The sequence below is a fragment of the Actinomycetes bacterium genome, assembly GCA_035506535.1.
Lineage (GTDB): Bacteria > Actinomycetota > Actinomycetes > DATJPE01 > DATJPE01 > DATJPE01.
Map to the genome: position 1 here is coordinate 1 of DATJPE010000073.1, position 21,748 is coordinate 21,748.

At 71.6% G+C, this 21,748-nt stretch carries 19 protein-coding genes and 1 tRNA gene; 15 read left to right on the forward strand and 5 right to left on the reverse strand.

The features are described from left to right. Positions 1–226: 226 nt before the first annotated feature. From VMI11_11400 to VMI11_11410, 3 genes are all read right to left on the reverse strand, one after another. A complete protein-coding gene (locus VMI11_11400) occupies positions 227–1,819 on the reverse strand; it encodes an HD domain-containing phosphohydrolase (GenBank protein ID HTY73014.1) in 1,593 nt (530 codons plus the stop codon). 54 nt (positions 1,820–1,873) lie between these two features. Continuing rightward, a tRNA-Arg gene (locus tag VMI11_11405) sits at positions 1,874–1,945 on the reverse strand. A 77-nt stretch (positions 1,946–2,022) separates the two neighbouring features. Next, complete coding sequence (locus VMI11_11410) at positions 2,023–2,253, reverse strand: hypothetical protein (protein ID HTY73015.1); 231 nt, start codon at positions 2,251–2,253, stop codon at positions 2,023–2,025. 89 nt (positions 2,254–2,342) lie between these two features. On the opposite strand from VMI11_11410, the gene VMI11_11415 reads away from it, so the two are divergent. The 15 genes from VMI11_11415 to VMI11_11485 all read left to right on the forward strand — a co-directional run bounded on the left by VMI11_11415 (position 2,343) and on the right by VMI11_11485 (position 19,952). Then, positions 2,343–3,260 carry a LysR family transcriptional regulator gene (locus VMI11_11415; protein HTY73016.1) on the forward strand — a complete coding sequence of 306 codons (918 nt, stop codon included), beginning with the start codon at positions 2,343–2,345 and terminating at the stop codon, positions 3,258–3,260. Beyond that, on the forward strand, positions 3,257–4,921 hold the full coding sequence (gene argS, locus VMI11_11420) for an arginine--tRNA ligase (protein HTY73017.1): 1,665 nt from the start codon (positions 3,257–3,259) through the stop codon (positions 4,919–4,921). The genes VMI11_11415 and argS overlap by 4 nt, the downstream gene beginning before the upstream one ends. Before the next feature lie 300 nt (positions 4,922–5,221). Then, positions 5,222–6,619 carry a diaminopimelate decarboxylase gene (lysA, locus tag VMI11_11425; GenBank protein HTY73018.1) on the forward strand — a complete coding sequence of 466 codons (1,398 nt, stop codon included), beginning with the start codon at positions 5,222–5,224 and terminating at the stop codon, positions 6,617–6,619. A 75-nt stretch (positions 6,620–6,694) separates the two neighbouring features. Beyond that, positions 6,695–7,987 carry a homoserine dehydrogenase gene (locus tag VMI11_11430; GenBank protein ID HTY73019.1) on the forward strand — a complete coding sequence of 431 codons (1,293 nt, stop codon included), beginning with the start codon at positions 6,695–6,697 and terminating at the stop codon, positions 7,985–7,987. Continuing rightward, positions 7,984–9,081 (forward strand): threonine synthase, encoded by a 1,098-nt coding sequence (thrC, locus tag VMI11_11435; protein HTY73020.1) that lies wholly within the window; start codon positions 7,984–7,986, stop codon positions 9,079–9,081. The genes VMI11_11430 and thrC overlap by 4 nt, the downstream gene beginning before the upstream one ends. An 8-nt stretch (positions 9,082–9,089) precedes the next feature. Beyond that, positions 9,090–10,007, forward strand: a complete 918-nt coding sequence (gene thrB, locus VMI11_11440; GenBank protein ID HTY73021.1) for a homoserine kinase — start codon at positions 9,090–9,092, stop codon at positions 10,005–10,007. A 294-nt stretch (positions 10,008–10,301) separates the two neighbouring features. Continuing rightward, positions 10,302–12,002, forward strand: a complete 1,701-nt coding sequence (gene rho / locus VMI11_11445; protein ID HTY73022.1) for a transcription termination factor Rho — start codon at positions 10,302–10,304, stop codon at positions 12,000–12,002. 138 nt (positions 12,003–12,140) lie between these two features. Then, on the forward strand, positions 12,141–12,770 hold the full coding sequence (locus VMI11_11450; GenBank protein HTY73023.1) for a hypothetical protein: 630 nt from the start codon (positions 12,141–12,143) through the stop codon (positions 12,768–12,770). Positions 12,771–12,876: 106 nt separating this feature from the next. Further along, on the forward strand, positions 12,877–14,502 hold the full coding sequence (locus VMI11_11455; GenBank protein ID HTY73024.1) for a signal peptidase I: 1,626 nt from the start codon (positions 12,877–12,879) through the stop codon (positions 14,500–14,502). A gap of 141 nt (positions 14,503–14,643) precedes the next feature. Continuing rightward, on the forward strand, positions 14,644–14,868 hold the full coding sequence (gene rpmE, locus VMI11_11460; GenBank protein ID HTY73025.1) for a 50S ribosomal protein L31: 225 nt from the start codon (positions 14,644–14,646) through the stop codon (positions 14,866–14,868). A 7-nt stretch (positions 14,869–14,875) separates the two neighbouring features. Next, entirely contained in the window at positions 14,876–15,943 is a 1,068-nt protein-coding gene (gene prfA, locus VMI11_11465) for a peptide chain release factor 1 (GenBank protein ID HTY73026.1), read from the forward strand. Then, on the forward strand, positions 15,940–16,815 hold the full coding sequence (gene prmC / locus VMI11_11470; protein ID HTY73027.1) for a peptide chain release factor N(5)-glutamine methyltransferase: 876 nt from the start codon (positions 15,940–15,942) through the stop codon (positions 16,813–16,815). The genes prfA and prmC overlap by 4 nt, the downstream gene beginning before the upstream one ends. After that, positions 16,812–17,459: an L-threonylcarbamoyladenylate synthase gene (locus VMI11_11475; protein HTY73028.1), complete on the forward strand. Its 648-nt coding sequence runs from the start codon at positions 16,812–16,814 to the stop codon at positions 17,457–17,459. The genes prmC and VMI11_11475 overlap by 4 nt, the downstream gene beginning before the upstream one ends. 50 nt (positions 17,460–17,509) lie before the next feature. Then, positions 17,510–18,778 carry a serine hydroxymethyltransferase gene (gene glyA, locus VMI11_11480; GenBank protein ID HTY73029.1) on the forward strand — a complete coding sequence of 423 codons (1,269 nt, stop codon included), beginning with the start codon at positions 17,510–17,512 and terminating at the stop codon, positions 18,776–18,778. 16 nt (positions 18,779–18,794) lie between these two features. Beyond that, positions 18,795–19,952, forward strand: coding sequence for an MraY family glycosyltransferase (locus VMI11_11485; protein HTY73030.1), 1,158 nt, complete (start codon positions 18,795–18,797; stop codon positions 19,950–19,952). On the opposite strand, the gene VMI11_11490 is transcribed toward VMI11_11485, so the two are convergent. Together VMI11_11490 and atpD are read right to left on the reverse strand one after the other, a co-directional pair. Continuing rightward, the gene (locus tag VMI11_11490; GenBank protein ID HTY73031.1) at positions 19,910–20,299 is read right to left on the reverse strand and encodes a F0F1 ATP synthase subunit epsilon; all 390 of its coding nucleotides are present in this window, start codon (positions 20,297–20,299) and stop codon (positions 19,910–19,912) included. The genes VMI11_11485 and VMI11_11490 overlap by 43 nt on opposite strands. A gap of 1 nt (position 20,300) precedes the next feature. Continuing rightward, the gene (gene atpD, locus VMI11_11495) at positions 20,301–21,746 is read right to left on the reverse strand and encodes a F0F1 ATP synthase subunit beta (GenBank protein ID HTY73032.1); all 1,446 of its coding nucleotides are present in this window, start codon (positions 21,744–21,746) and stop codon (positions 20,301–20,303) included. Positions 21,747–21,748 lie beyond the last annotated feature (2 nt).

Here is a 21,748-nt window from a genome sequence, read left to right on the forward strand (position 1 = left end):
CGAGGCATAGGCGATCGGGATGCCGGCCCACAGCGGGTTGGTCGAGACCACTCCGCCGTGCAGGAGCACGAGGGGGTCGCCCCCACCCTGTTCGATGTAGTGGATGCCGATGCCGTTCGCCTGGACGGTACGGGCCTCGGCCGTCGTCTGTGTGGTCATGCCGGGGACGTTAGGTGTGGTGGCACGGCCGGTCATCGGGCATTCACCCGAAGTTCCTGTCGGGGCGCTATGTGACGTCAGTCGCCACGGTGTCGGCCATGAGCCCGTGCCGCATGGCGAAGACGCTGGCCTGGGCACGGTTGGTCGTAGCCGTCTTGGCGTAGATGTGCTCGACATGGCTGCTGGCGGTCTTGGGGGTGACGCCCAGCGTCGCGGCGATCTGCTTGTTGGAGAGCCCCCGGGTGACCAGCCGCAGCACCTCCACCTCGCGCTTCGTGAGCCCGGCCGGCCACTCGCGCTGCCGTCGCACCCGGTGCCCCGCCGCACGCAGCACTCCGTCGACGGCGTCTCCATCGAGTCGACCCGCCTTCACCTCACCGCGAAGCTCTGCGGCCGCCGCATCGGGCGTCATCGCCATCCGATGCGGCCGCGGCTGGGTCATCGCCTGATAGGCGTCGGCGACCGCGAGCAGCCGCCCACCGGTGCTGATCTGGTCGCCCGCGAGCCCGCGCGGGTAGCCCGACCCGTCGAGGCGCTCGTGATGCTGAACCGCGAGGCTGCCGAGCTCCGACAGACCGGACGAGAAGGCGAGCATCCGCTCGGTCAGGTGCGGGTGCAGCCGGACACGCTCGACCTCGGCATGGGACAGCGGTCCGGGCTTGTCCCAGATCTGGTTGGGCACGCCGAGCCGGCCGAGGTCCTGCACCAGGCCGGCGCGACGCACCAGCGTCACGTCCGCTTCCGGGAGCCCGAGCCCGACCGCGGCCTGTTCGCTCAGCTCCGCAACCGAGGGGGCGTGGCCCATCGTCCACGGCGACTTGAGCTCGGCGAACTCCCCCACCGCGGCCAGCGCCGAGTCGAGGGCGTCCCCGGCGATCCAGCTCTCGAGGGCCGGTTCCGACGCGATGACCGCGTCCCAGCTCGGGGTGACGTCCACCTCACTCAGCAGGATCGGCGCCAGGTCGCAGAAAGTGTCGACGAGCTCCGGGTCGAACTGGCCGCCCCGTCGGTCTCGGGCCACCGCGACGGCAGCCTCGACCCCGCCGGCCCGCCCGAAGACCTCGACGACGTCGGCGAGGTTGATCAGGCGTGAGGCCGTCGCGATCTCCTCGCCCCGGAGCTGGAAGGCTCCCTTGCCGTCCCAACGCTCGTAGGTCTCGCGCAGTGACTCCCTCACGTCGTCGCCGAGGCCCAGCCGCGAGGCCAGCAGATCGGCCGCGCGGTAGTGGTTCTCGGCCATGGCGAGCAGGTCCCGTCGACCGTCTGCGACGAAGGCCACTCCGGTTCGCGTCCGTGCGGCGAGTGACTGGCCCTGGCCACCGACGTGTCGCGCCAGGAACGCGAGAGTGGGGCCGGCCCGGCCCATGTCGAAGGCGTAGTGCGCGTCGCCTCTCGAGCAGATGTCGTCGCCGAACCACTTGGCCTGCTCGTAGGCATCGGTATGGCAGCCCACCCAGGCCAGCAGGCCTGAGTAGTAGACAACGGTGCGCTGCTGGTCGCTGATCCCCACGTGCTCGCCGAGCCGCAGGGCGATCAGGCACGCCCGGATCATGTGCTCCATGGGCTGGCCGAGTCCCAGGTCCGTTCCGAGCGACAGCAGCGCGACGAGCTCGGCCCGCCGGACGCCCACGTCCGGCCCGCCGACCTCCTCGCCCGTCACCCGAGCAGTGTCCCGCAGCGGTCCGCCCTCTTCGAGGTGCACGGACGCGGTCCGTGCCCCCGGCAGGATTCGAACCTGCGCACCCGGCTCCGGAGGCCGATGCTCTATCCCCTGAGCTACGGGGGCCGTAGCTCAGCGACGGTACCAGCCCGCAGGCGAAGATCCGAACGCGTTCACCCGCGCCCGGCTCGCCCAAAGCACCCTCAGGCGAGCGCCTGCCAGGTGAGGCTGCGGCGGATCGGCTCGCTGACCTCGTCCGGGTAGCGGTCGAGGATCGCGGCCAGCTCGAGCAGATCGGCGTGCGTGGTGAACGACTCCAGCCCGGCGAGCTCTCGCCGGCGCTCGGCCGCCTCCCCTGATGCGTCCTCGCGCCGGCCCACCGCTCGGCGCAGCAGGCCGTCGACCGGACCACGGAGGGTTCGAGTGATCGTCATGGGAGCCTCCTTCCAGCTCGCCTCCAGGGTCCCGCCGAACAACCCATGCGTCCAATGACTGAGTCCGTCATAATCCATGCTCTATCATCATGAATGTGGAGACGTCGGTGCTGCGCTGGTTCTCCTCCGTCGCCGACGGGACGACGCTGACCGAGGTCAGCGACCTCGAGGCGATCACCCAGTCCGGGCTGTCCCGCGCCCTGTCCCGCCTCGACCGTGAGGTCGGCGCGCCCCTGCTGGCCCGCCACGGCCGCACGTTGCGGATGACCCGGGCCGGCGCGGCGTTCAAGGGCTACGTCGACCGGGCGCTGACCGAGCTCGACGACGGTCTGGCCGCGGTGGCGGCGCTGGCGTCCCCGGACACCGGGACGGTCTCCCTCGCCTACCAGCTCTCGCTGGGCACGTGGTTGATCCCGCGACTGCTTGCCGGCTTCCGCGCGGCGCACCCCGGCGTCTCCTTCGAGCTGCACCAGATCCGGGACGAGGTGGGCGCGCCACGACTGCTCGACGAGTCGGTGGACGTGGAGCTGACGACGGTACCGGCGACCGGACCGGACCTGCGGTGGCGTCCGCTCCTCGTGGAGCCGCTGCAGCTCGTGGTGCCGGACGGCCATCCCCTCAGCGGGCGCCGGCGCGTCGGCGTGGCTGCTCTGCGCGACGATTGGTTCGTCATGCTGCGGCGGACCTACGCCCTGCGCGAGACCTGCGACCAGCTGTGCCGAGCAGCTGGCTTCGAGCCCAAGGTCGCCTTCGAGGGCGACGACCTGCCCACCGTCGAGGGCTTCGTGGCCGCCGGCCTGGGCGTCGCCATCGTCCCCGCCCGCGGCCCCGTCGTGCACGCCGCCCCCGGTGTGCGCGCTGTCGAGCTCGACGACCCTGGCGCGTCCCGCGCGGTGGGGATCGCCTGGTCGACGCGGGCTCGCCGCCTTCCGGTGGCACAGGCCTTCCTCGACTACGTCCTCGGGGCGGCCAAGCGCATCGGCGCGCTGGGTACCCTCCCCTCGTGACCCCAGCCGACCTGGCCGCCGCCGTTCGCTCCGCGGTCCTCGCCGCCGTCGCCGCCGGCGAGCTCACCCTGCCCGACGATGCGGTTCCGGCCGAGGTGCATGTCGAGCGCCCGAAGGTCAAGGAGCACGGGGACTACGCCACCAACGTGGCGCTCGTCCTCGCCAAGGCCGCCGGCGCGCCGCCTCGGACGGTGGCCGAGGTGCTCGCCCGCCGCCTGGCCGCGACGCCGGGGGTGAAGTCGGTCGACGTCGCAGGCCCGGGCTTCCTCAACGTCGTCCTCGAACCGGCCGCGCAGGGCGAGCTGGCCCGCGCCATCGTCCTCGCCGGCACGGCGTACGGCACGAGCGACGCCCTCGCCGGCCAGCGGATCAACCTCGAGTTCGTGTCCGCCAACCCGACCGGCCCGATCCACATGGGCGGGGTGCGCTGGGCCGCCGTAGGGGACTCCCTCGCGCGGGTGCTCGCGGCGCAGGGCGCCCTGGTCGAGCGCGAGTACTACTTCAACGACCACGGGGCGCAGATCGACCGCTTCGCCCGTTCCCTCCTCGCCCGTGCCAAGGGCGAGCCGGTGCCCGAGGACGGCTATGGCGGGTCCTACATCGACGAGATCGCGGCACAGGTCCTGCTGCTCAGGCCGGACGCGCTGTCGGCGGCGGACCCGCAGGAGGTCTTCCGCGAGGTCGGTGTGGAGCTCATGTTCGCCGAGATCAAGTCCTCGCTGCACGACTTCGGCGTGGACTTCGACGTCTACTTCCACGAGAACGACCTGCACGCGTCGGGTGCCGTCGAGCGCGCCATCGCGAGGCTTCGCGAGCTCGGCCGCATCTACGAGAAGGAGGGCGCGGTCTGGCTGCGCACCACCGACCTCGGCGACGACCGCGACCGGGTGGTGATCCGCAGCAACGGCGAGCCGGCGTACATCTCCGGGGACCTGGCCTACTACCTGGACAAGCGTGAGCGTGGCTTCGAGCGCGTGATCATCATGCTGGGGGCCGACCACCACGGCTACGTCGGCCGGATGATGGCCATGTGCGCCGCCTTCGGCGACACCCCGGGGGTCAACCTCGAGATCCTCATCGGGCAGATGGTCAACCTGCTCAAGGACGGCCAGCCGCTGCGGATGAGCAAGCGGGCGGGGACCGTCGTCACGATGGAGGACCTGGTCGATGCGGTCGGCGTGGACGCCGGGCGCTACGCCCTCGCCCGCGCCTCGAGCGACTCCCCGCTCGACATCGACCTCGACCTGCTCGCCCGGCACACCAACGACAACCCGGTCTACTACGTGCAGTACGTCGCCGCGCGGACCGCGGCCGTCCACCGCAACGCCGCCGCCCTGGGCGTCGAGCGCGGGGACCGCGAGGCGTTCCGACCGGACCTGCTCGACCACGAGCGCGAGAGCGACCTGCTCGGCGTGCTCGCCGAGTACCCGCGCGTGGTGGCCTCGGCTGCCGAGCTGCGGGAGCCCCACCGGGTGGCCCGGTACCTGGAGGAGTTGGCGGGTACCTACCACCGCTTCTACGACGCCTGCCGCATCCTGCCCCGCGGCGACGAGCCGGTCAGCGACCTGATGCGGGCGCGGCTGTGGCTGAACGACGCGACCCGCCAGGTGGTGGTCAACGGCCTCACGCTGCTCGGAGTGAGCGCGCCCGAGCGCATGTGAGGCCGGCTCGACACGGCGCCAAATCGAGGTGGCGCTTTCGGCGACCTCGCCTACCCTGGTCCTACACAGGAAGGGAGGTGGTCCGACGCATGCATAGTCCTCGGACATGTGAGGTGGCTGTCCGCTAGCCGCCGTACTTCGGACACTGCTTGTCAATGCCGCCTCGGCGGCGGCGACTCCCAGGCAGTCACCCGGCCCCCGGACCGTCGGCCCGTCCAGCCGACTCGCCCTCCCGCAACGGCGGGGCGGCGGACCAGGTCCGGGGGCCGTCCGTTGCCTCGGCGTCATTACCCTCGACGCATGCCCGCCCATCCCGCCGGCCCGAGGCACGCCGAGGTGCTGCACGAGGCAGGCGCCCCACCGGTGCCGTCCGACCTCGCGGCGCTGGCGCCCGGCGTCTGGTCCGCCGGCCTGTCCCGCGACGCCGACGGCTCGCTCGCGCTGAGAGGGACGCCGCTCGCGGCGCTCGGGCGGGCGTACGGGACGCCGGCCCTTCTCCTCGACGAGGCCGACGTCCGCGCCCGTATGAGCGCCTGGCGGGAGGCCTTCGCCGGCGCCGACGTCTACTACGCGGGCAAGGCGTTCCTCTGCCTGGCCATGGCGCGGTGGGTGGCCGAGGAGGGTCTCGGACTGGACGTGTGCACCGGCGGCGAGCTGGAGCTCGCCGTTCGCGCCGGCTTCGACCCCGCCCGGATCACGATGCACGGGAACAACAAGTCCGACGCCGAGCTCGCTCGCGCGCTCGAGCTCGAGGTCGGCCGCATCGTCGTGGACTCCTCCGACGAGATCGAGCGGCTCGCGATGCTGACCGCCGGGTCCGGCCGGCGGCAGCGGGTCCTCGTCCGCGCCACCGTCGGAGTCGAGGCCCACACCCACGAGTTCGTCGCGACTGCCCACGAGGACCAGAAGTTCGGCTTCTCCGTCTCCTCCGGCTCGGCCGAGCAGGCCGTGGCGGCGGTGCTCGCCGTCCCCGGCCTGGAGCTCGTGGGCATCCACTCCCACATCGGGTCGCAGATCTTCGACACCTCGGCCTTCGAGGTCAGCGCCCACCGTGTCCTCGACCTGCTGGCCCGCATCCGTGACGTGCACGGCCTGGCGCTTCCCGAGGTCGACCTCGGCGGCGGCCTGGGGATCGCCTACGTGGCGGGCGACGACCCCATGACGCCCGCACAGATCGCGACCCGGCTGCGGTCGATCGTCGAGCGCGAGGCCGCGGGGCACTCCCTCCCGCTGCCGCGGCTGACCGTCGAACCGGGACGCGCCGTCATCGGCCCCGCGGTGCTCACCCTCTACGAGGTGGGGACGGTGAAGCCCCTCGACCTCGACGGAGGGCTGCGACGCACGTACGTCTCCGTCGACGGCGGGATGAGCGACAACGTGCGCACGGCGCTCTACGACGCGGACTACACGTGCACGCTCGCCAACCGGGCCTCCGACGCCGCGCCCACGCTCACGCGGGTGGTCGGCAAGCACTGCGAGAGCGGCGACATCGTGGTCCGCGACGCCTGGCTCCCTGCGGACGTACGCCCCGGCGACCTGCTCGCCGTCGCCGCCACGGGCGCGTACTGCCGCAGCATGGCCAGCAACTACAACTTCCTGCCGCGCCCGCCGGTGGTGAGCGTGGCCGCCGACGGGTCTCATCGGCTGCTCGTCCGACGCGAGACGACCGACGACCTGCTCGCCACCGACCTCGGCTGAGCCGGTCGAGGTCGTGGGAGGATCTCGCTGACAGGGTCGAGCGTCGGGCTGGGCTGGCACGGGAGGAGGCGACGGATGGGCGACCGGCCGCTGCGTGTGGCACTGCTGGGGGCAGGGGCCGTCGGCAGCCAGGTGGCCCGGCTGCTCACCAGCCAGTCCGGGGACCTCGCGGCGCGGGTCGGGGCGCCCTTCGAGCTGGTCGGGATCGGCGTACGCCGTCCCGGGGAGCGTCCGGGACTGGACCCCGCGCTGCTGACGACCGACCTCGACGCCCTCGTGGCCCGCCGCGACGTCGACATCGTCATCGAGGTGATGGGCGGTATCGAGCCGGCCCGCACCCTGATCCTCGCGGCGATGGGTCGCGGCGCCAGCGTGGTCACCGCGAACAAGGCGCTGCTCGCCACCCACGGCGCTGAGCTGCACGCCACGGCTGACGCGCACGGCGTCGACCTCTACTACGAGGCGAGCGTCGCCGGCGCGATCCCGTTGCTACGCCCGCTGCGCGAGTCCCTGGCCGGCGACAACGTGTGGCGCGTCCTCGGGATCGTCAACGGCACCACGAACTACATCCTCACCAAGATGGACGAGAGCGGAGCGAGCTTCGAGGAGGCCCTCGCCGAGGCGCAGTCGCTGGGGTACGCCGAGGCGGACCCGACCGCCGACGTGGACGGCCACGACGCCGCGGCCAAGGCGGCGATCCTCGCCGGCCTCGCCTTCCACACCCGGGTGACCCTCGACGACGTCCACTGCGAGGGCATCCGCCACGTCAAGGCCGCCGACGTCGCGGCGGCGCGCGCGATGGACCACGTGGTGAAGCTGCTGGCGATCTGCGAGCGCACCCCCGACCTGCGCGGGATCAGCGTGCGCGTGCACCCCTCGATGGTGTCCCGCGCGCATCCTCTCGCCGGGGTGCGCGAGGCCTACAACGCCGTCTTCGTCGAGTCCGAGTCGGCCGGCCAGCTGATGTTCTATGGGCGCGGTGCCGGTGGGGCGCCGACCGCGAGCGCCGTGCTCGGTGACCTCGTGGCGGTCGGGCGCAACCGGTTGTCCGGGGGCCGCGGCCCTCGCGAGAGCGCGTACGCCGATCTCGAGCCGCGCCCGCTCGGGGCCGCCGAGACCCGCTACTACATCTCCCTCGACGTCGCGGACAAGGCGGGCGTGCTCGCCGTGGTCGCCCAGGCCTTCGCCCGCCACGACGTGTCGATCGAGACGCTTCGCCAGGACGGCCGGGGCGACGACGCCGCCCTCGTGATCGTGACGCATCGGGCCACCGAGGCTCACCTGTCCAGGGTGGTCGAGGAGCTGCGCGGACTGGACGTGGTGCGCGAGGTGGCGAGTGTGCTGCGCGTGGAGGGGGACGACCGATGACCGACGTCACGCTGGCCGCGCCCGCCGCGCGGCGCACCCACCAGTGGCGAGGGGTGATCGAGGAGTACCGCGACCGGCTGCCGGTCGGCCCGCAGACGCCCGTGGTCACCCTGCGCGAGGGCGGCACGCCCCTCGTGCCCGCGATCACCCTCTCGGAGCTGACCGGGTGCGACGTTCAGCTGAAGGTGGAGGGAGCCAACCCGACCGGCTCTTTCAAGGACCGCGGCATGACGGTGGCCATCTCCAAGGCCAAGGAGGCGGGCGCGCAGGCCGTCATCTGCGCCTCGACCGGCAACACGAGCGCCTCCGCCGCCGCCTACGCGGTTCGGGCGGGCATGGTGTGCGCCGTCCTCGTGCCGGAGGGCAAGATCGCCTTGGGCAAGATGTCACAGGCGCTGGCGCACGGCGCCCGGCTGCTGCAGGTCGAAGGCAACTTCGACGACTGCCTGAACCTGGCTCGCGAGCTGTCTGAGCACTACCCGGTGGCCCTGGTCAACAGCGTCAACCCGGCGCGGATCGAGGGCCAGAAGACGGCGGCGTTCGAGATCGTGGACGCCCTCGGCGACGCGCCGGACGTGCACCTGCTCCCCGTCGGGAACGCGGGCAACATCACGGCCTACTGGCGCGGTTATGTGGAGTACGCCGCCGACGGACAGGCGTCGCGCCGCCCGCGGATGTGGGGCTTCCAGGCGGCCGGTGCCGCGCCCATCGTCGCCGGTGCCCCCGTCGCCCGGCCCTCGACCATCGCCACGGCGATCCGGATCGGCAACCCCGCGTCCTGGGCCTCGGCGGTGGCCGCCCGCGATGAGTCCGCCGGCCTCATCGCGGCCGTCACCGACCGCGACATCCTGCGGGCGTACCGGCTGCTCGCCTCGCGGGAGGGCGTCTTCGTCGAGCCGGCGTCGGCGGCGTCCGTCGCGGGCCTGCTGCAGCAGCACGCCCGCGGCGCCCTCGACCCAGGCCAGACCGTGGTGTGCACGGTCACCGGGCACGGGCTGAAGGACCCGGACTGGGCCATCGCTGGCGCGCCGGCACCGGTCACCGTCCCGGTGGAGGCCAAGGCCGCCGCCGAGCTCCTCGGGCTCGTGGACTGAGCCGGCGCGTGTCCGCCCCGATGTTCCGGGCCCAGCCCGTGCGCGTCCGCGTGCCCGCGACGGCTGCCAACCTCGGTCCCGGCTTCGACGCGTTCGGCCTCGCGCTGGCGCTCTACGACGACGTCGTCGTGCAGGTCTCGGACCAGCCCGGCCTGCGGGTGGAGATCGCGGGGGAGGGCGCCGGCGAGCTGCGCGTCGACGAGCGACACCTGGTGGTCAAGGCCATGCGGCGCGCGTTTCGCCACATGGGGGGCCAGCCGCGCGGGCTGGGGGTCGTGTGTGCCAACCGGATCCCTCACGGGCGCGGGCTCGGCTCGTCCGCCGCGGCGATCGTGTCCGGGCTCGTGGCGGCGCGCTGGCTCACCGTCGGAGGCGAGGAGCGGCTGCCCGACGATGCCTTGCTCGACATCGCCGCGGCGATGGAGGGGCACGCCGACAACGTGGCCGCGGCCCTGCTCGGCGGCTTCACCCTGGCATGGACCGAGGACGGCAGGTCGCGTGCCGTGCGCCTCTCGGTCGACTCGGCCGTCCGCCCCGTCGTGCTCGTCCCCACGAAGCGCCTCGCGACGAGCAAGGCGCGCCGCTTGCTGCCGGAGGTCGTGACCCACGGTGACGCCGCCTTCAACGTCGCGCGGGCGGCGCTGCTCGTGCACGCGCTCGGACGCCGCCCGGACCTGCTGCTCGACGCCACGCAGGACCGGCTCCATCAGCCGCAGCGCGCTGCCGCGATGCCGCGAACGGCCGGGTTGGTGGCGAAGCTGCGCGCCAAGGGCGTGCCCGCCGTGGTGTCCGGGGCCGGCCCGAGCGTGCTCGCGCTCGCCGAGGACTCCTCGGTCGGCGCAGTGGAGGCCCTCGCTCCCGCCGGGTGGTCGGCGTTCCCGCTCGAGGTGTCGACCGGGGTCAGCGCCGAGGGCTTCAGGGGCTAGCAGCGGAGGGGCTTCAGTCCGCGTCGCGAGGCGTCGATCACCTAGGGGCACGACACGGACCGACACTCTCGGCCGCACGCGCCTCGCGTGGAACAAGGCCGCTCGGTCGAGGTGTTATCCTTCCCGTGCACCCGACGCCGTAGAGCCGGTGTTCTTCGTCACCACCCCCGGACAGCGCCGCGAGCCCTTCCCCTCCGGCATCGTCCCCCGGTGGAGCGCGCTTCCCTGACGAGGCCGAGCCCCGTTCGTGCGCGTCGGCGTCTGCATCCTTTCCGCTCCATTGAAGGAACGTGAGTGAGCGACACCATCACCACCGATGCCCCGACCGAGCGTCCCAAGCGCCGTACGGGCGGCCTCAACGGCATGGTCCTGTCCGAGTTGCAGCAGATCGCGGGCGAGCTCGGCATCCCCGGAGCCTCCAAGCTGCGCAAGGCGCAGCTCGTCGAGGCCATCACTGCTGCCCGAGGCGGCAGCCCCAGCAGCAACGAACCGGCTGCGCCCCCCGCGCCGGCCCGCAACGGGCACGCACCCCGTGAGCGCGACGAGAGCCAGCCTGGCGTGGAGCCGACCGAGCAGCCCTCGGCCACCCCTGACCACTCCCCTGAGCAGGCCGCCGAGACCGGCCGGGCGCCCCGGGAGCGCGCCGAGTCGCGCAGCGACGGACAGCGCGACCGTACTGGCGAGCAGCGCGAGCGACAGGGCCAGACCGGCGCCCAGCGCGACGAGGAGTACTACGACGGCAACCGCGGCCGGCGACGTCGTGGACGCAACCGCGACCGTGGCCGCGGACGTGACCGCGAGCGCTTCGGCGGGACCGACGGGTCCGGCGAGCCCGTGATCAACGACGACGACGTGCTCATCCCCGTCGCCGGCATCCTCGACGTCCTGGACAGCTACGCGTTCGTGCGCACCAGCGGCTACCTGCCCGGACCGAACGACGTGTACGTCTCCTTGGCCCAGGTGCGCCGCTACGGGCTGCGCAAAGGCGATGCCGTCACCGGCGCGGTCCGCCAGCAGCGCGAGGGCGAGCGACGGGACAAGTTCAACGCCCTCGTCCGCCTCGACAGCGTCAACGGCGCCGAGCCCGAGAGCGCACGCGAACGGGTCGAGTTCGCCAAGCTGACCCCGCTGTACCCGCAGCAGCGCCTGCGCCTCGAGACCGAGCCCTCCAACCTGACGACCCGGGTCATCGACCTGGTCGCGCCGATCGGCAAGGGTCAGCGCGGGCTCATCGTCAGCCCGCCGAAGGCCGGCAAGACCATGGTCCTGCAGGCGATCGCCAACGCGATCACGCGCAACAACCCTGAGTGCCACCTCATGGTCGTCCTCGTCGACGAGCGGCCGGAAGAGGTCACCGACATGCAGCGCACGGTGAAGGGCGAGGTCATCGCCTCGACCTTCGACCGTCCCGCGGAGGACCACACGACCGTGGCCGAGCTGGCCATCGAGCGCGCGAAGCGCCTCGTCGAGCTCGGTCACGACGTCGTCGTCCTGCTGGACTCGATGACCCGGCTCGGGAGGGCGTACAACCTCGCCGCCCCCGCCAGCGGCCGCATCCTCTCCGGCGGCGTCGACTCATCGGCGCTCTACCCGCCCAAGCGGTTCTTCGGCGCGGCTCGCAACATCGAGCACGGTGGGTCCCTGACCGTGCTCGCCACCGCGTTGGTGGAGACCGGCTCGAAGATGGACGAGGTCATCTTCGAGGAGTTCAAGGGCACCGGGAACATGGAGCTCAAGCTCGACCGACGGCTGTCGGACAAGCGGATCTTCCCCTCGGTCGACGTCGATGCCTCGGGCACCCGCAAGGAGGAGATCCTCCTCTCGCCCGAGGAGCTGAAGATCGTCTGGAACCTCCGGCGGGTGCTCCATGCCCTCGACCAGCAGCAGGCCATCGAGCTGCTGCTGTCCAAGCTGCGGGAGACCAAGAGCAACTACGATTTCCTGCTCCAGGTCCAGAAGACGACGCCTCAGGCGAACGGCCACACCGCCGACTGAGCGGGCCCGGGCTGGACTGAGCCATCGGTCAGCAGATGTGAGGCTCTTGACACGAACAGTTGTTAAAGTCCAGCGCCGAACGGGTCGAACCTCCTCAGGAACCGCCTCATCCGCAGTCTTCCTGAGAAGGGCTCGATCATGTCCCGTTCCGACCAGCGTCGCCGCCGCGCGCTGCGTGCTGCCGCCCCCGTCGCCGGCCTCCTGGCCGTCGGCCTGCTGGTCTGGCAGGGCAGCACCGCGGCCTTCTCGGCCACGACGACCAACACCGGCAACGCCTGGGCCACCGGCAACCTCGGTCTGACCAACAACGGTGGTACCGGCAGCTTCAGCGGCTCCACGACCGGCATCTTCGCCGAGACCGGGCTCAAGCCCGGGTCGACCGGCGCCAAGTGCATCACCGTCTCCAGCAGCGGCACCCTCGCGGGCAACCTCCGCCTGTACCGCGGCACGTTCAGCGGGTTGAACGCGACGAACCTCGCCACAAACCTGAACATCACCGTCGACGCCCAGACCGGCACCGCCACGACCAACGTCCTGGCCAACTGCACGGGTTACACCGGCGGTACTGCCGGGGCGCTCTACAGCGGCACGCTGAACGCGTTCGGTACCACGTTCGGAACCGGGTCCACGGCGGTGGCGCTGACCGGAACGCCGACCGAGCGCGTCGTCTACCGGATCGGCTGGACCTTCCCCAGCTCCGTGACCGACAACACGCTGCAGGGCAGCAACGTCGCCACGGACTTCACGTGGGAGGTCGACAACACCTGATCCGTCGCCAGGATCCGCGTCGGCCCCAGTCCTCGACTGGGGCCGACGCGCGTTCGGCGCTAAAGGATCCGAGCCAATAGGCCGAACAGGTGATGGGAGGTGACCGATGTCTTCGCTTGCCGCGCCTGAACTGGTCACCTCGGACCAGCCGGAGCCGCGCTACAGCAGATGGCGACTGGTCCTAGGGGTCGTTGCGCGCACCTGGTTGTGGTTCATCGTGGGCTGCCTGCTGGTCACGCTCGTGCCGATTCTCATCGGCTGGCGCCCGTACGTCATCGACAGCGGCTCGATGTCCCCGCGCATCAAGGTGGGGGACGTCATCCTCGTCTCCCCGGAGAAGGACCCGCAGAAGCTGCTCGGCCACGTCGCGACGTTCGATGACCCCGGATTCCCCGGCAAGGTGAAGTCGCATCGCGTGATCGCGATCAACAAGGACGGCACGCTGAAGACGAAGGGCGATGCCAATGCCCAGCCGGACAGTGACCCAGTGCCGATCTCCACCGTGCACGGGATTGGACGGCTGCTCGTCCGCTGGGTCGGGCTTCCGATGATCTGGATGCAGCACGGTGCGTGGCTCAGGCTGCTGGCCTTCCTCGCGACCCTGGTGCTGGCAGGATGGGCGGTCGCCCGGGACTTCGAGCCGGACGAGCCTGAGGACGGCGACGGCGACGACGAGGACGACGACGAGGGCTCCGGCCCTGCGGCCGCCGGCGTCCCCGGTCCGCTCATCGACTGGGTCTCGCCCACCCAGGTGGCCGCCGCCCGCCCCTTCCGGTTGCCGAAGTGGCCCGCGCGACTGGCCGGCGGCTCGTTCAGAGCCGTCCTTCTCCGCACGTCCTTCCTCGCCGTGGCGAGCCTGCTGCTGGTCCTCCCCACGACCATGGCGGCCTTCGCCGCGACCAGCAAGAACACCGGGAACAGCTGGGCGGCGCCGAAGTACGACTACACGACCCAGGTCAACGCCCTGGGGCCGTACCTCTATTGGAAGCTGGACGAGACCGGGACCACGAACACGGTAGCGACGGACAGCTCCGGGAACAGCCGGACCGGCACGTACAACGCGTCGAACGCGAGCGGTACGACCTGGACCGCCAACGCCGGCGCCACCTACTACACGAGGGGCGTGACAGGCGCTCTCGTCGACTCGAGCACGAACAACGCGGTCACCATCGTCAGCAAGCAGTCATGCATCAACACGACCTCGACGACCCTGATCAACGGGCAGACCCCCGTGTCGGTCGTCGTGTGGTTCAAGGTGGCGAACGGCTACACGGGGGGCGGCAAGATCGCGGGGTTCGAGAAGCCGCAGGTCGGGGTGGCAGTGCCGTCCACAGGGACCTACGACCGCCACCTGTACATGGACGGCAACGGCCATGTCTGGTTCGGGGTCTACAACAACGGCTTCTACACCGTCCAGTCCGCCAATGCGCTCAACGACGGCAACTGGCACATGGCGGTCGGCACCGTCGGTCCCTCCGGTACCAAGCTCTACATCGACGGCGTGCTCCAGGGGACGTCGGCGAACACCGCGGGTGAGAGCTCGACCGGCGTGTGGCGGGTCGGCTGCGGCAACCTGGCGGGCTGGGGTGGCTCGTGGAACGGGCCGAACAACCCGGGCACGAGTACGAGCACCACGGCCAACATGCCGTTCCTGGGGTCGGTGGACGAGTTCTCGGTCTTCGCATCGGAACTGACCGCCGCCCAGATCTCCTTCCTCTACTTCACTCGCTGACTTCACGCGCTGACCCCGGGAATCCCGCCGAGCTCTGTCGCGTTTGGGCGGGTGGCCACGGCCTGGCAGACTGTTGGGCCGCAACCCAGGTCCGGTTCACGTGCGCACGGCACGACCCGGCGCCATCGGAGGAGTCATCCCGTGAAGAGCGACATCCACCCGGAGTACGTCGAGACGCAGGTCACCTGTTCCTGCGGCAACACGTTCACCACCCGAAGCACCGCGAAGAACGGCATCATCCACGCCGACGTCTGCAACGCCTGCCACCCGTTCTACACGGGCAAGCAGAAGATCCTCGACACCGGCGGCCGCGTCGCCAAGTTCGAGCAGCGTTTCGGCGGGAAGAAGGCCGGCTCGGCCAAGTAGGGCTGTCGTGTTCGAGCACGTCGAGGAGCTCGTGCGCGAGCACGACGAGCTGCAGTCCAGGCTGGCCGACCCGTCGGTGCACGCCGACCAGGCCACCGCCCGGCGCCTGGGGCGACGCTTCGCGGAGCTGTCGCCGATCGTCGACACCTACCGCTCGTGGGAGGCGGCCGGCGCCGACCTGGACACGGCGCTGGAGCTCACGGCCGAGGACCCCAGCTTCGCGGTCGAGGCGGAGAGCCTCGTGGCGCGACGCGACGAGCTCGCCGAGCGCCTCCAGCACCTGCTGATCCCCCGTGACCCCGACGACGACCGCGACGTGATCCTCGAGGTCAAGGCCGGCGAGGGCGGCGAGGAGTCCGCGCTGTTCGCGGGCGACCTGGTCCGGATGTACCTCCGGTACGCCGAACGTCGCGGCTGGCGTACCGAGGTCATCGACGCGCAGCCCTCGGACCTGGGTGGCTACAAGGACATCGCCCTGGCGGTCAAGGCCAGGGGCAGCGCGAAGCCGGGCGAGGCGCCCTTCGCACGGCTGAAGTACGAGGGCGGCGTCCACCGGGTGCAGCGCGTCCCCGCGACCGAGTCCCAGGGCCGCATCCACACCTCCGCCGCGGGGGTGCTGGTGCTTCCCGAGGCGGAGGAGGTCGACGTCACGATCGACCCGGCCGACCTGCGCATCGACGTCTACCGGTCCTCGGGCCCGGGTGGGCAGAGCGTGAACACCACCGACTCCGCGGTCCGCATCACCCACCTGCCCACCGGGATCGTCGTGTCCTGCCAGAACGAGAAGTCCCAGCTGCAGAACAAGGAGCAGGCGCTGCGGATCCTGCGTTCGCGCTTGCTGGCGGCCGCGCAGGAGGAGGCCGCCGCTCAGGCGGCCGACGTCCGCCGCTCCCAGGTCCGCACCGTCGACCGCTCCGAGCGCATCCGCACGTACAACTTCCCCGAGAACCGGATCAGCGACCACCGGGTCGGCTACAAGGCCTACAACCTCGACCAGGTGCTCGACGGCGACCTCGACGGCGTCGTGCAGGCGTTGGTGGACGCCGACCTGGTCGCGCGCCTGTCCGGCCCGTGACCACGGCCAACGGTGAGGTCGATCTCGCCGTCCTCCTTCGCCGCACCACCGAGCGCCTCGCGGCCGCCGGCGTCCCCTCGCCCCGCTTCGACGCCACCGCGCTGGCGGCGTACGTGCTGGGCATCGAGCCGGCGGAGGTCGCGCTGTGCGGCTCGTGCGGTCCGGACCAGGCGGCCGCCGTCGAGGAGCTCGCGGCGCGCCGGGAGGCGCGGATCCCGCTGCAGCACCTGACCGGCCGCGCCTACTTCCGCCACGTCTCGGTCGCGGTCGGGCCCGGAGTGTTCGTCCCGCGGCCTGAGACCGAGGTCGTCGCGGGTGCGGTGATCGACGAGGTACGCCGGCTCGTGGGCCTCGGCGTGCAGTGCCCCGTCGTCGTCGACCTGTGCACCGGGTCGGGGGTCATCGCCTTGTCGGTCGTCGACGAGGCCCCCCAGGCGCGCGTCCACGCGGTCGAGGTCTCCGCGGATGCCTACGCCTGGGCCTTGCGCAACCTGGCCGGCACCGGGGTCGACCTGCGCCTGGGCGACGCCTTCGTCGCGTTCCCCGACCTGGAGGGCCGCGTCGACGTGGTGGTGTCCAATCCGCCGTACATCCCCCCGGACGGGATCATCCGCGACCCCGAGGTGGCCGATCACGACCCGCCGATCGCCTTGTGGGGCGGCGGAGGAGACGGGCTCGAGGTGCCCCGGCGGGTGGCGGCCCGAGCTGCGGTCCTGCTCCGGGAGTCTGGCCTGCTCGTCATGGAGCACGCCGACGTCCAGCGGGAGGCGGCGCTGGCCATGCTGAGTGGCTGGGACGACGTCCATGACCATCGGGACCTGGCCGGCCGCGACCGGTTCGTGACCGCGCGACGAGGCAGGATGACCCGGTGAGCCGATTCTTCGACTGCGCCGACCCCGAGGAGCGAGGCAGGGGCCTCGCCCAGGCTGCCGCCGCCGCCCAGCGCGGCGAGCTCGTCGTCCTGCCCACCGACACCGTCTACGGCATCGGGTGCGACGCGTTCTCCCACGAGGCGGTCGCCGACCTGCTGGCCGCCAAGGGGCGGGGTCGCGACATGCCCGTGCCCGTCCTCGTGGGCGCGCCGAGGGTCCTCGACGGGCTGGCCACCGGGGTCACGCAGCGGGTGCGGGACCTCGTCGAGGCCTTCTGGCCGGGGGCGCTGACGCTCGTGTGCCGGGCTCAGCCGACGCTGACCTGGGACCTGGGGGACAGTCGGGGGACGGTCGCCATCCGGATGCCGCTGCACCCGGTGGCGATCGAGCTGCTGCGCGAGGTCGGCCCGATGGCGGTCTCCTCCGCCAACCGCTCCGGCCACCCGCCCGCGACGACCGTGGACGAGGCGGCCGACCAGCTCGGCGACGCAGTGTCGGTCTATCTCGACGGCGGCCCCACCCGCGAGGCCGTACCGTCCTCGATCGTCGACATCACCGGACCGCAGCCGGTGCTCCTGCGCGCGGGCGCGCTCGACGTCGCCACGCTACGCACGGTCGTCCCCGACCTGGTGGTCCGGGCCTGAGCCGCCGGATCGCCTAGAGTGGCCGGACCCGGACTTGCGAGGAGCCAGCAATGACTGACGTGCCGTTCTGGGGTCCCGACTTCGCCGCCCTCCAGGACCAGGACCCCGAGATCGCGGCGGTCATCCTGGGCGAGCTGGAGCGGCTGCGCGGGGGGCTGCAGCTCATCGCCAGCGAGAACTTCACCTCGCCGGCCGTGCTGGCCGCGCTGGGGTCGACGCTGTCGAACAAGTACGCCGAGGGATACCCCGGTCGCCGCTACTACGGCGGGTGCGGCGTGGTCGACGACGCCGAGGAGATCGGCATCGCGAGGGCCAAGGAGCTCTTCGGCTGCGATCACGCGAACCTGCAGCCGCACTCCGGGGCCAGCGCCAACCTCGCCGCCTATGCCGCGTTCCTTAGCCCCGGCGACACGGTGCTCGCGATGGACCTCAAACAGGGCGGGCACCTGACCCACGGCTCGAAGGTGAACTTCTCGGGCCGCTGGTTCGACGTCGTCTCCTACGGCGTCCGCCCGGACACCGAGCTCATCGACTACGACCAGGTCCGCGACCAGGCGCACGCCCACCACCCGAAGATGATCATCTGCGGTGCCACGGCGTACCCGAGGCTGATCGACTTCGAGGCCTTCCGCGGGATCGCCGACGAGGTCGGTGCGGCCCTGGTGGTCGATGCGGCGCACTTCATCGGTCTGGTCGCCGGCCGCGCCATCCCGAGCCCGGTGCCGTACGCCGATGTCGTGACCTGCACCACCCACAAGGTGCTGCGCGGCCCCCGCGGCGGCATGATCTTGTGCCGCGAGGAGCACGCCGCGAAGATCGACAAGGCGGTGTTCCCGTTCCTGCAGGGCGGTCCGCTGATGCACGCAGTTGCCGCCAAGGCGGTGAACCTCAAGGAGTGTCTGCAGCCCGCCTACCAGCGCTACGCGGCCGACGTCATCGCCAACGCCAAGGCGCTCGCGGCGGGCCTCGAGGCCGAGGGGATGCGCCCGGTCTCCGGTGGGACCGACACCCACCTCGCGCTCATCGACCTGCGCGGGGTCGGCGCGACCGGAGCCGAGGCCGAGCAGCGATGCGACGCCTCGCGCATCACGTTGAACAAGAACGCCATCCCCTTCGATCCCCAGCCACCGATGACCGCCTCCGGGGTCCGCGTCGGCTCCCCCAGCGTCACCACCCAGGGCATGGGCCCCGACCAGATGGCGGAGGTGGCAGCCCTGATCGGCCGTGCCGTCCGAGACGTCGACGGCACGGCCGCGCCGGAGATCGCCGAGGCGGTGTCCGCCCTGACCGCGAAGTTCCCCGCCTACCCACACCCCTGACGGGTCGCGGCAGCCCGTGCGCGAGTACCTGCTCACCCTCGCCGTCGCGGCGGCGGTGACCTACCTCGCCCTCGGCCCGGTGCGCGCGTTCGCGATCCGCTTCGGGTTCGTGCACGAGCTGCGGGACCGGGACGTCCACGCAACACCGGTGCCGCGCCTGGGCGGGGTAGCCATGCTCGTCGGGCTCGGCGCCGGTCTTCTCGTCGCACGGGACCTGCCGCTGCTGTCGAAGGTCTTCGATACCGGGTCCGGGACGTGGAAGGCCGTCGCGACCGGCGCCTTCATCATCTGCGGGTTGGGCGTCATCGACGACCGGTGGGGACTGGATGCCCTCACCAAGCTCGTCGGCCAGGCGCTGGCCGGGGCGGTCATGGCGCTGCAGGGCGTCCAGCTCTACTACTTCCCGTGGCCTGGCCACAGCACCTTCGTGCTCGACCAGCTCACCGGGACCCTCCTCACCGTGGTGATCGTCGTCGTCACGGTCAACGCGGTGAACGTCGTCGACGGGCTCGACGGGCTCGCCGCCGGCATCGTCGCCATCGCGGCCGTCGCGACCTTCGTCTACGCCTATGTCCTGTCCGTCCAGGCGGGCATCGAGCGCGCCGTCCCTGCGGCCCTCGTGACCGCGATCCTGGCCGGCCTCTGCCTCGGCTTCCTGCCGCACAACATCTTCCCGGCGCGCATCTTCATGGGCGACTCCGGCTCGATGCTGCTGGGCCTTCTCCTCGCCGCCAGCATGGTGCTGCTCACCGGCAACTTCGACCCCAGCCTCACGAGCGGTCTGGACGCGGTTCCGCTCTTCCTGCCGCTTCTGCTGCCGGTCGCCGTCATCGCCGTCCCCGTCCTCGACCTCGCGCTGGCGGTGATCCGGCGGACCAGGGCGGGACGGTCCCCGTTCGAGGCGGACATGCAGCACCTGCACCACCGGCTGCTCATGCTGGGCCACAGCCAGCGCCGCGCGGTGTTCCTCATGTACGCCGTGACGGCGCTGCTGGCCTTCGGCGCGGTGGCCCTGGCGCTCGTGCCGGCCGGCTGGGCCGTGGTGCTCTTCCTCGCCGGGGTGGTCGGCGTCGTGGCGATCGCCCGCTGGCCACGGCCGGAGCCGAGCGTGGCCGGTCCGGCGGCCGCGGCTCAGGAGCCGGGGCCGGCCCCCGCGGCGTCCAGCCGCCCCTGAGCCCACCGCGCCTCCGGTGAGTCGGGCTCCGCGGCCTGCAGGTCGGCCCGGGCCGCGGCGACGTCGATCTCGGAGGCCAGCTCGGCGATCTCCGCGAGGACGCTCACGGCGTTGTTGTTGACCGACAGGAAGCCTCCGCTCACGGCGGCGCGGAACGGCTCGCCCTCGGCGGGCACGATCTTGACCACGCCACCTTCGGCCAGCACGCCGAGGATCGGGATGTGACCGGGCAGGACGCCGATCTCACCGATCTTCGTCCGGGCGTACAGCTCGCGCGCCTCGCCGGACCAGAGCATCCGCTCCGGTGACACCAGGCCCACGTGCATCGTGGCGACGTCCTCTGGCATGTCAGCCCCGCAGCGCCCGCGCCTTGGCCTCGACGTCGTCGAGACCGCCGCAGGAGAAGAACGCCTGCTCCGGATAGGAGTCGAACTCACCGTCGCACAGCCGCTTGAACGCGTCGACGGTCTCCTCGCGGGTCACAAAGGAGCCCTCCTGTCCGGTGAACTGCTTGGCGACGAAGAAGTTCTGCCCGAGGAAGCGCTGGATCCGGCGGGCGCGCCCGACGACGACCTTGTCCTCCTCCGAGAGCTCGTCGAGGCCGAGGATCGCGATGATGTCCTGGAGGTCCTTGTAGCGCTGGAGGATCTGCTGAACGCGCCGGGCCACGTCGTAGTGCTCCTGCCCCACGTACTGCGGGTCGAGGATCCGCGAGGAGGAGTCCAGCGGGTCGACCGCCGGATAGATGCCGAGCTCGGAGATGGGGCGGGAGAGCACCGTCGTGGCGTCGAGGTGGGTGAAGGTCGTGTGGGGTGCCGGGTCGGTGATGTCGTCCGCGGGCACGTAGATCGCCTGCAGCGAGGTGATGGCGTGGCCACGGGTCGAGGTGATCCGTTCCTGCAGCTCGCCCATCTCGTCCGCCAGCGTCGGCTGGTATCCCACCGCGCTGGGCATCCGGCCGAGCAGGGTCGACACCTCGGAGCCGGCCTGGGTGAAGCGGAAGATGTTGTCGATGAACAGCAGCACGTCCTGGTTCTGTACGTCGCGGAAGTACTCCGCCATGGTGAGGGCGGACAGCGCCACCCGCAGCCGGGTGCCCGGCGGCTCGTCCATCTGCCCGAAGACGAGTGCGGTCTTCTCGAGCACCCCGGCCTCGCGCATCTCGAGGAACAGGTCGTTCCCCTCGCGCGTGCGCTCGCCCACGCCCGCGAACACCGACACGCCGCCGAACTGCTCCGCGACCCGGTTGATCATCTCCTGGATGAGCACCGTCTTGCCCACGCCGGCGCCGCCGAACAGGCCGATCTTGCCGCCTTGCACGTACGGCGCCAGCAGGTCGATCACCTTGATGCCGGTCTCGAAGATCTGCGTGCGCGGTTCGAGGTGGTCGAACGCGGGAGCGGACCGGTAGATCGGCCAGCGGGTCTCGGCCTGGATCTCCTCCTCGGGCACGTCCAACGGCTTGCCGAGCACGTTGAACACATGCCCCAGCGTCGCGTTGCCGACGGGCACGCTGATCGGGGCGCCGGTACCGGTGACCTCGGCACCACGGACCAGGCCGTCGGTCGGCTGCATGGAGATCGCGCGCACCGTGTTGTCGCCGATGTGCTGGGCGACCTCGAGCGTCAGCGTCGTCGTGACGTCGTTCATCGTCACGTCGACGGTCAGTGCGTCGTGGATCTCGGGGAGGTCCTCGGGGCCGAACTCGACGTCGACGACGGGACCGATGACACGGACCACCCGGCCCGGCTCCCGGGCTCCGGCCTCGGCTCGGTCTTCTGCGACTGCGGTCACTT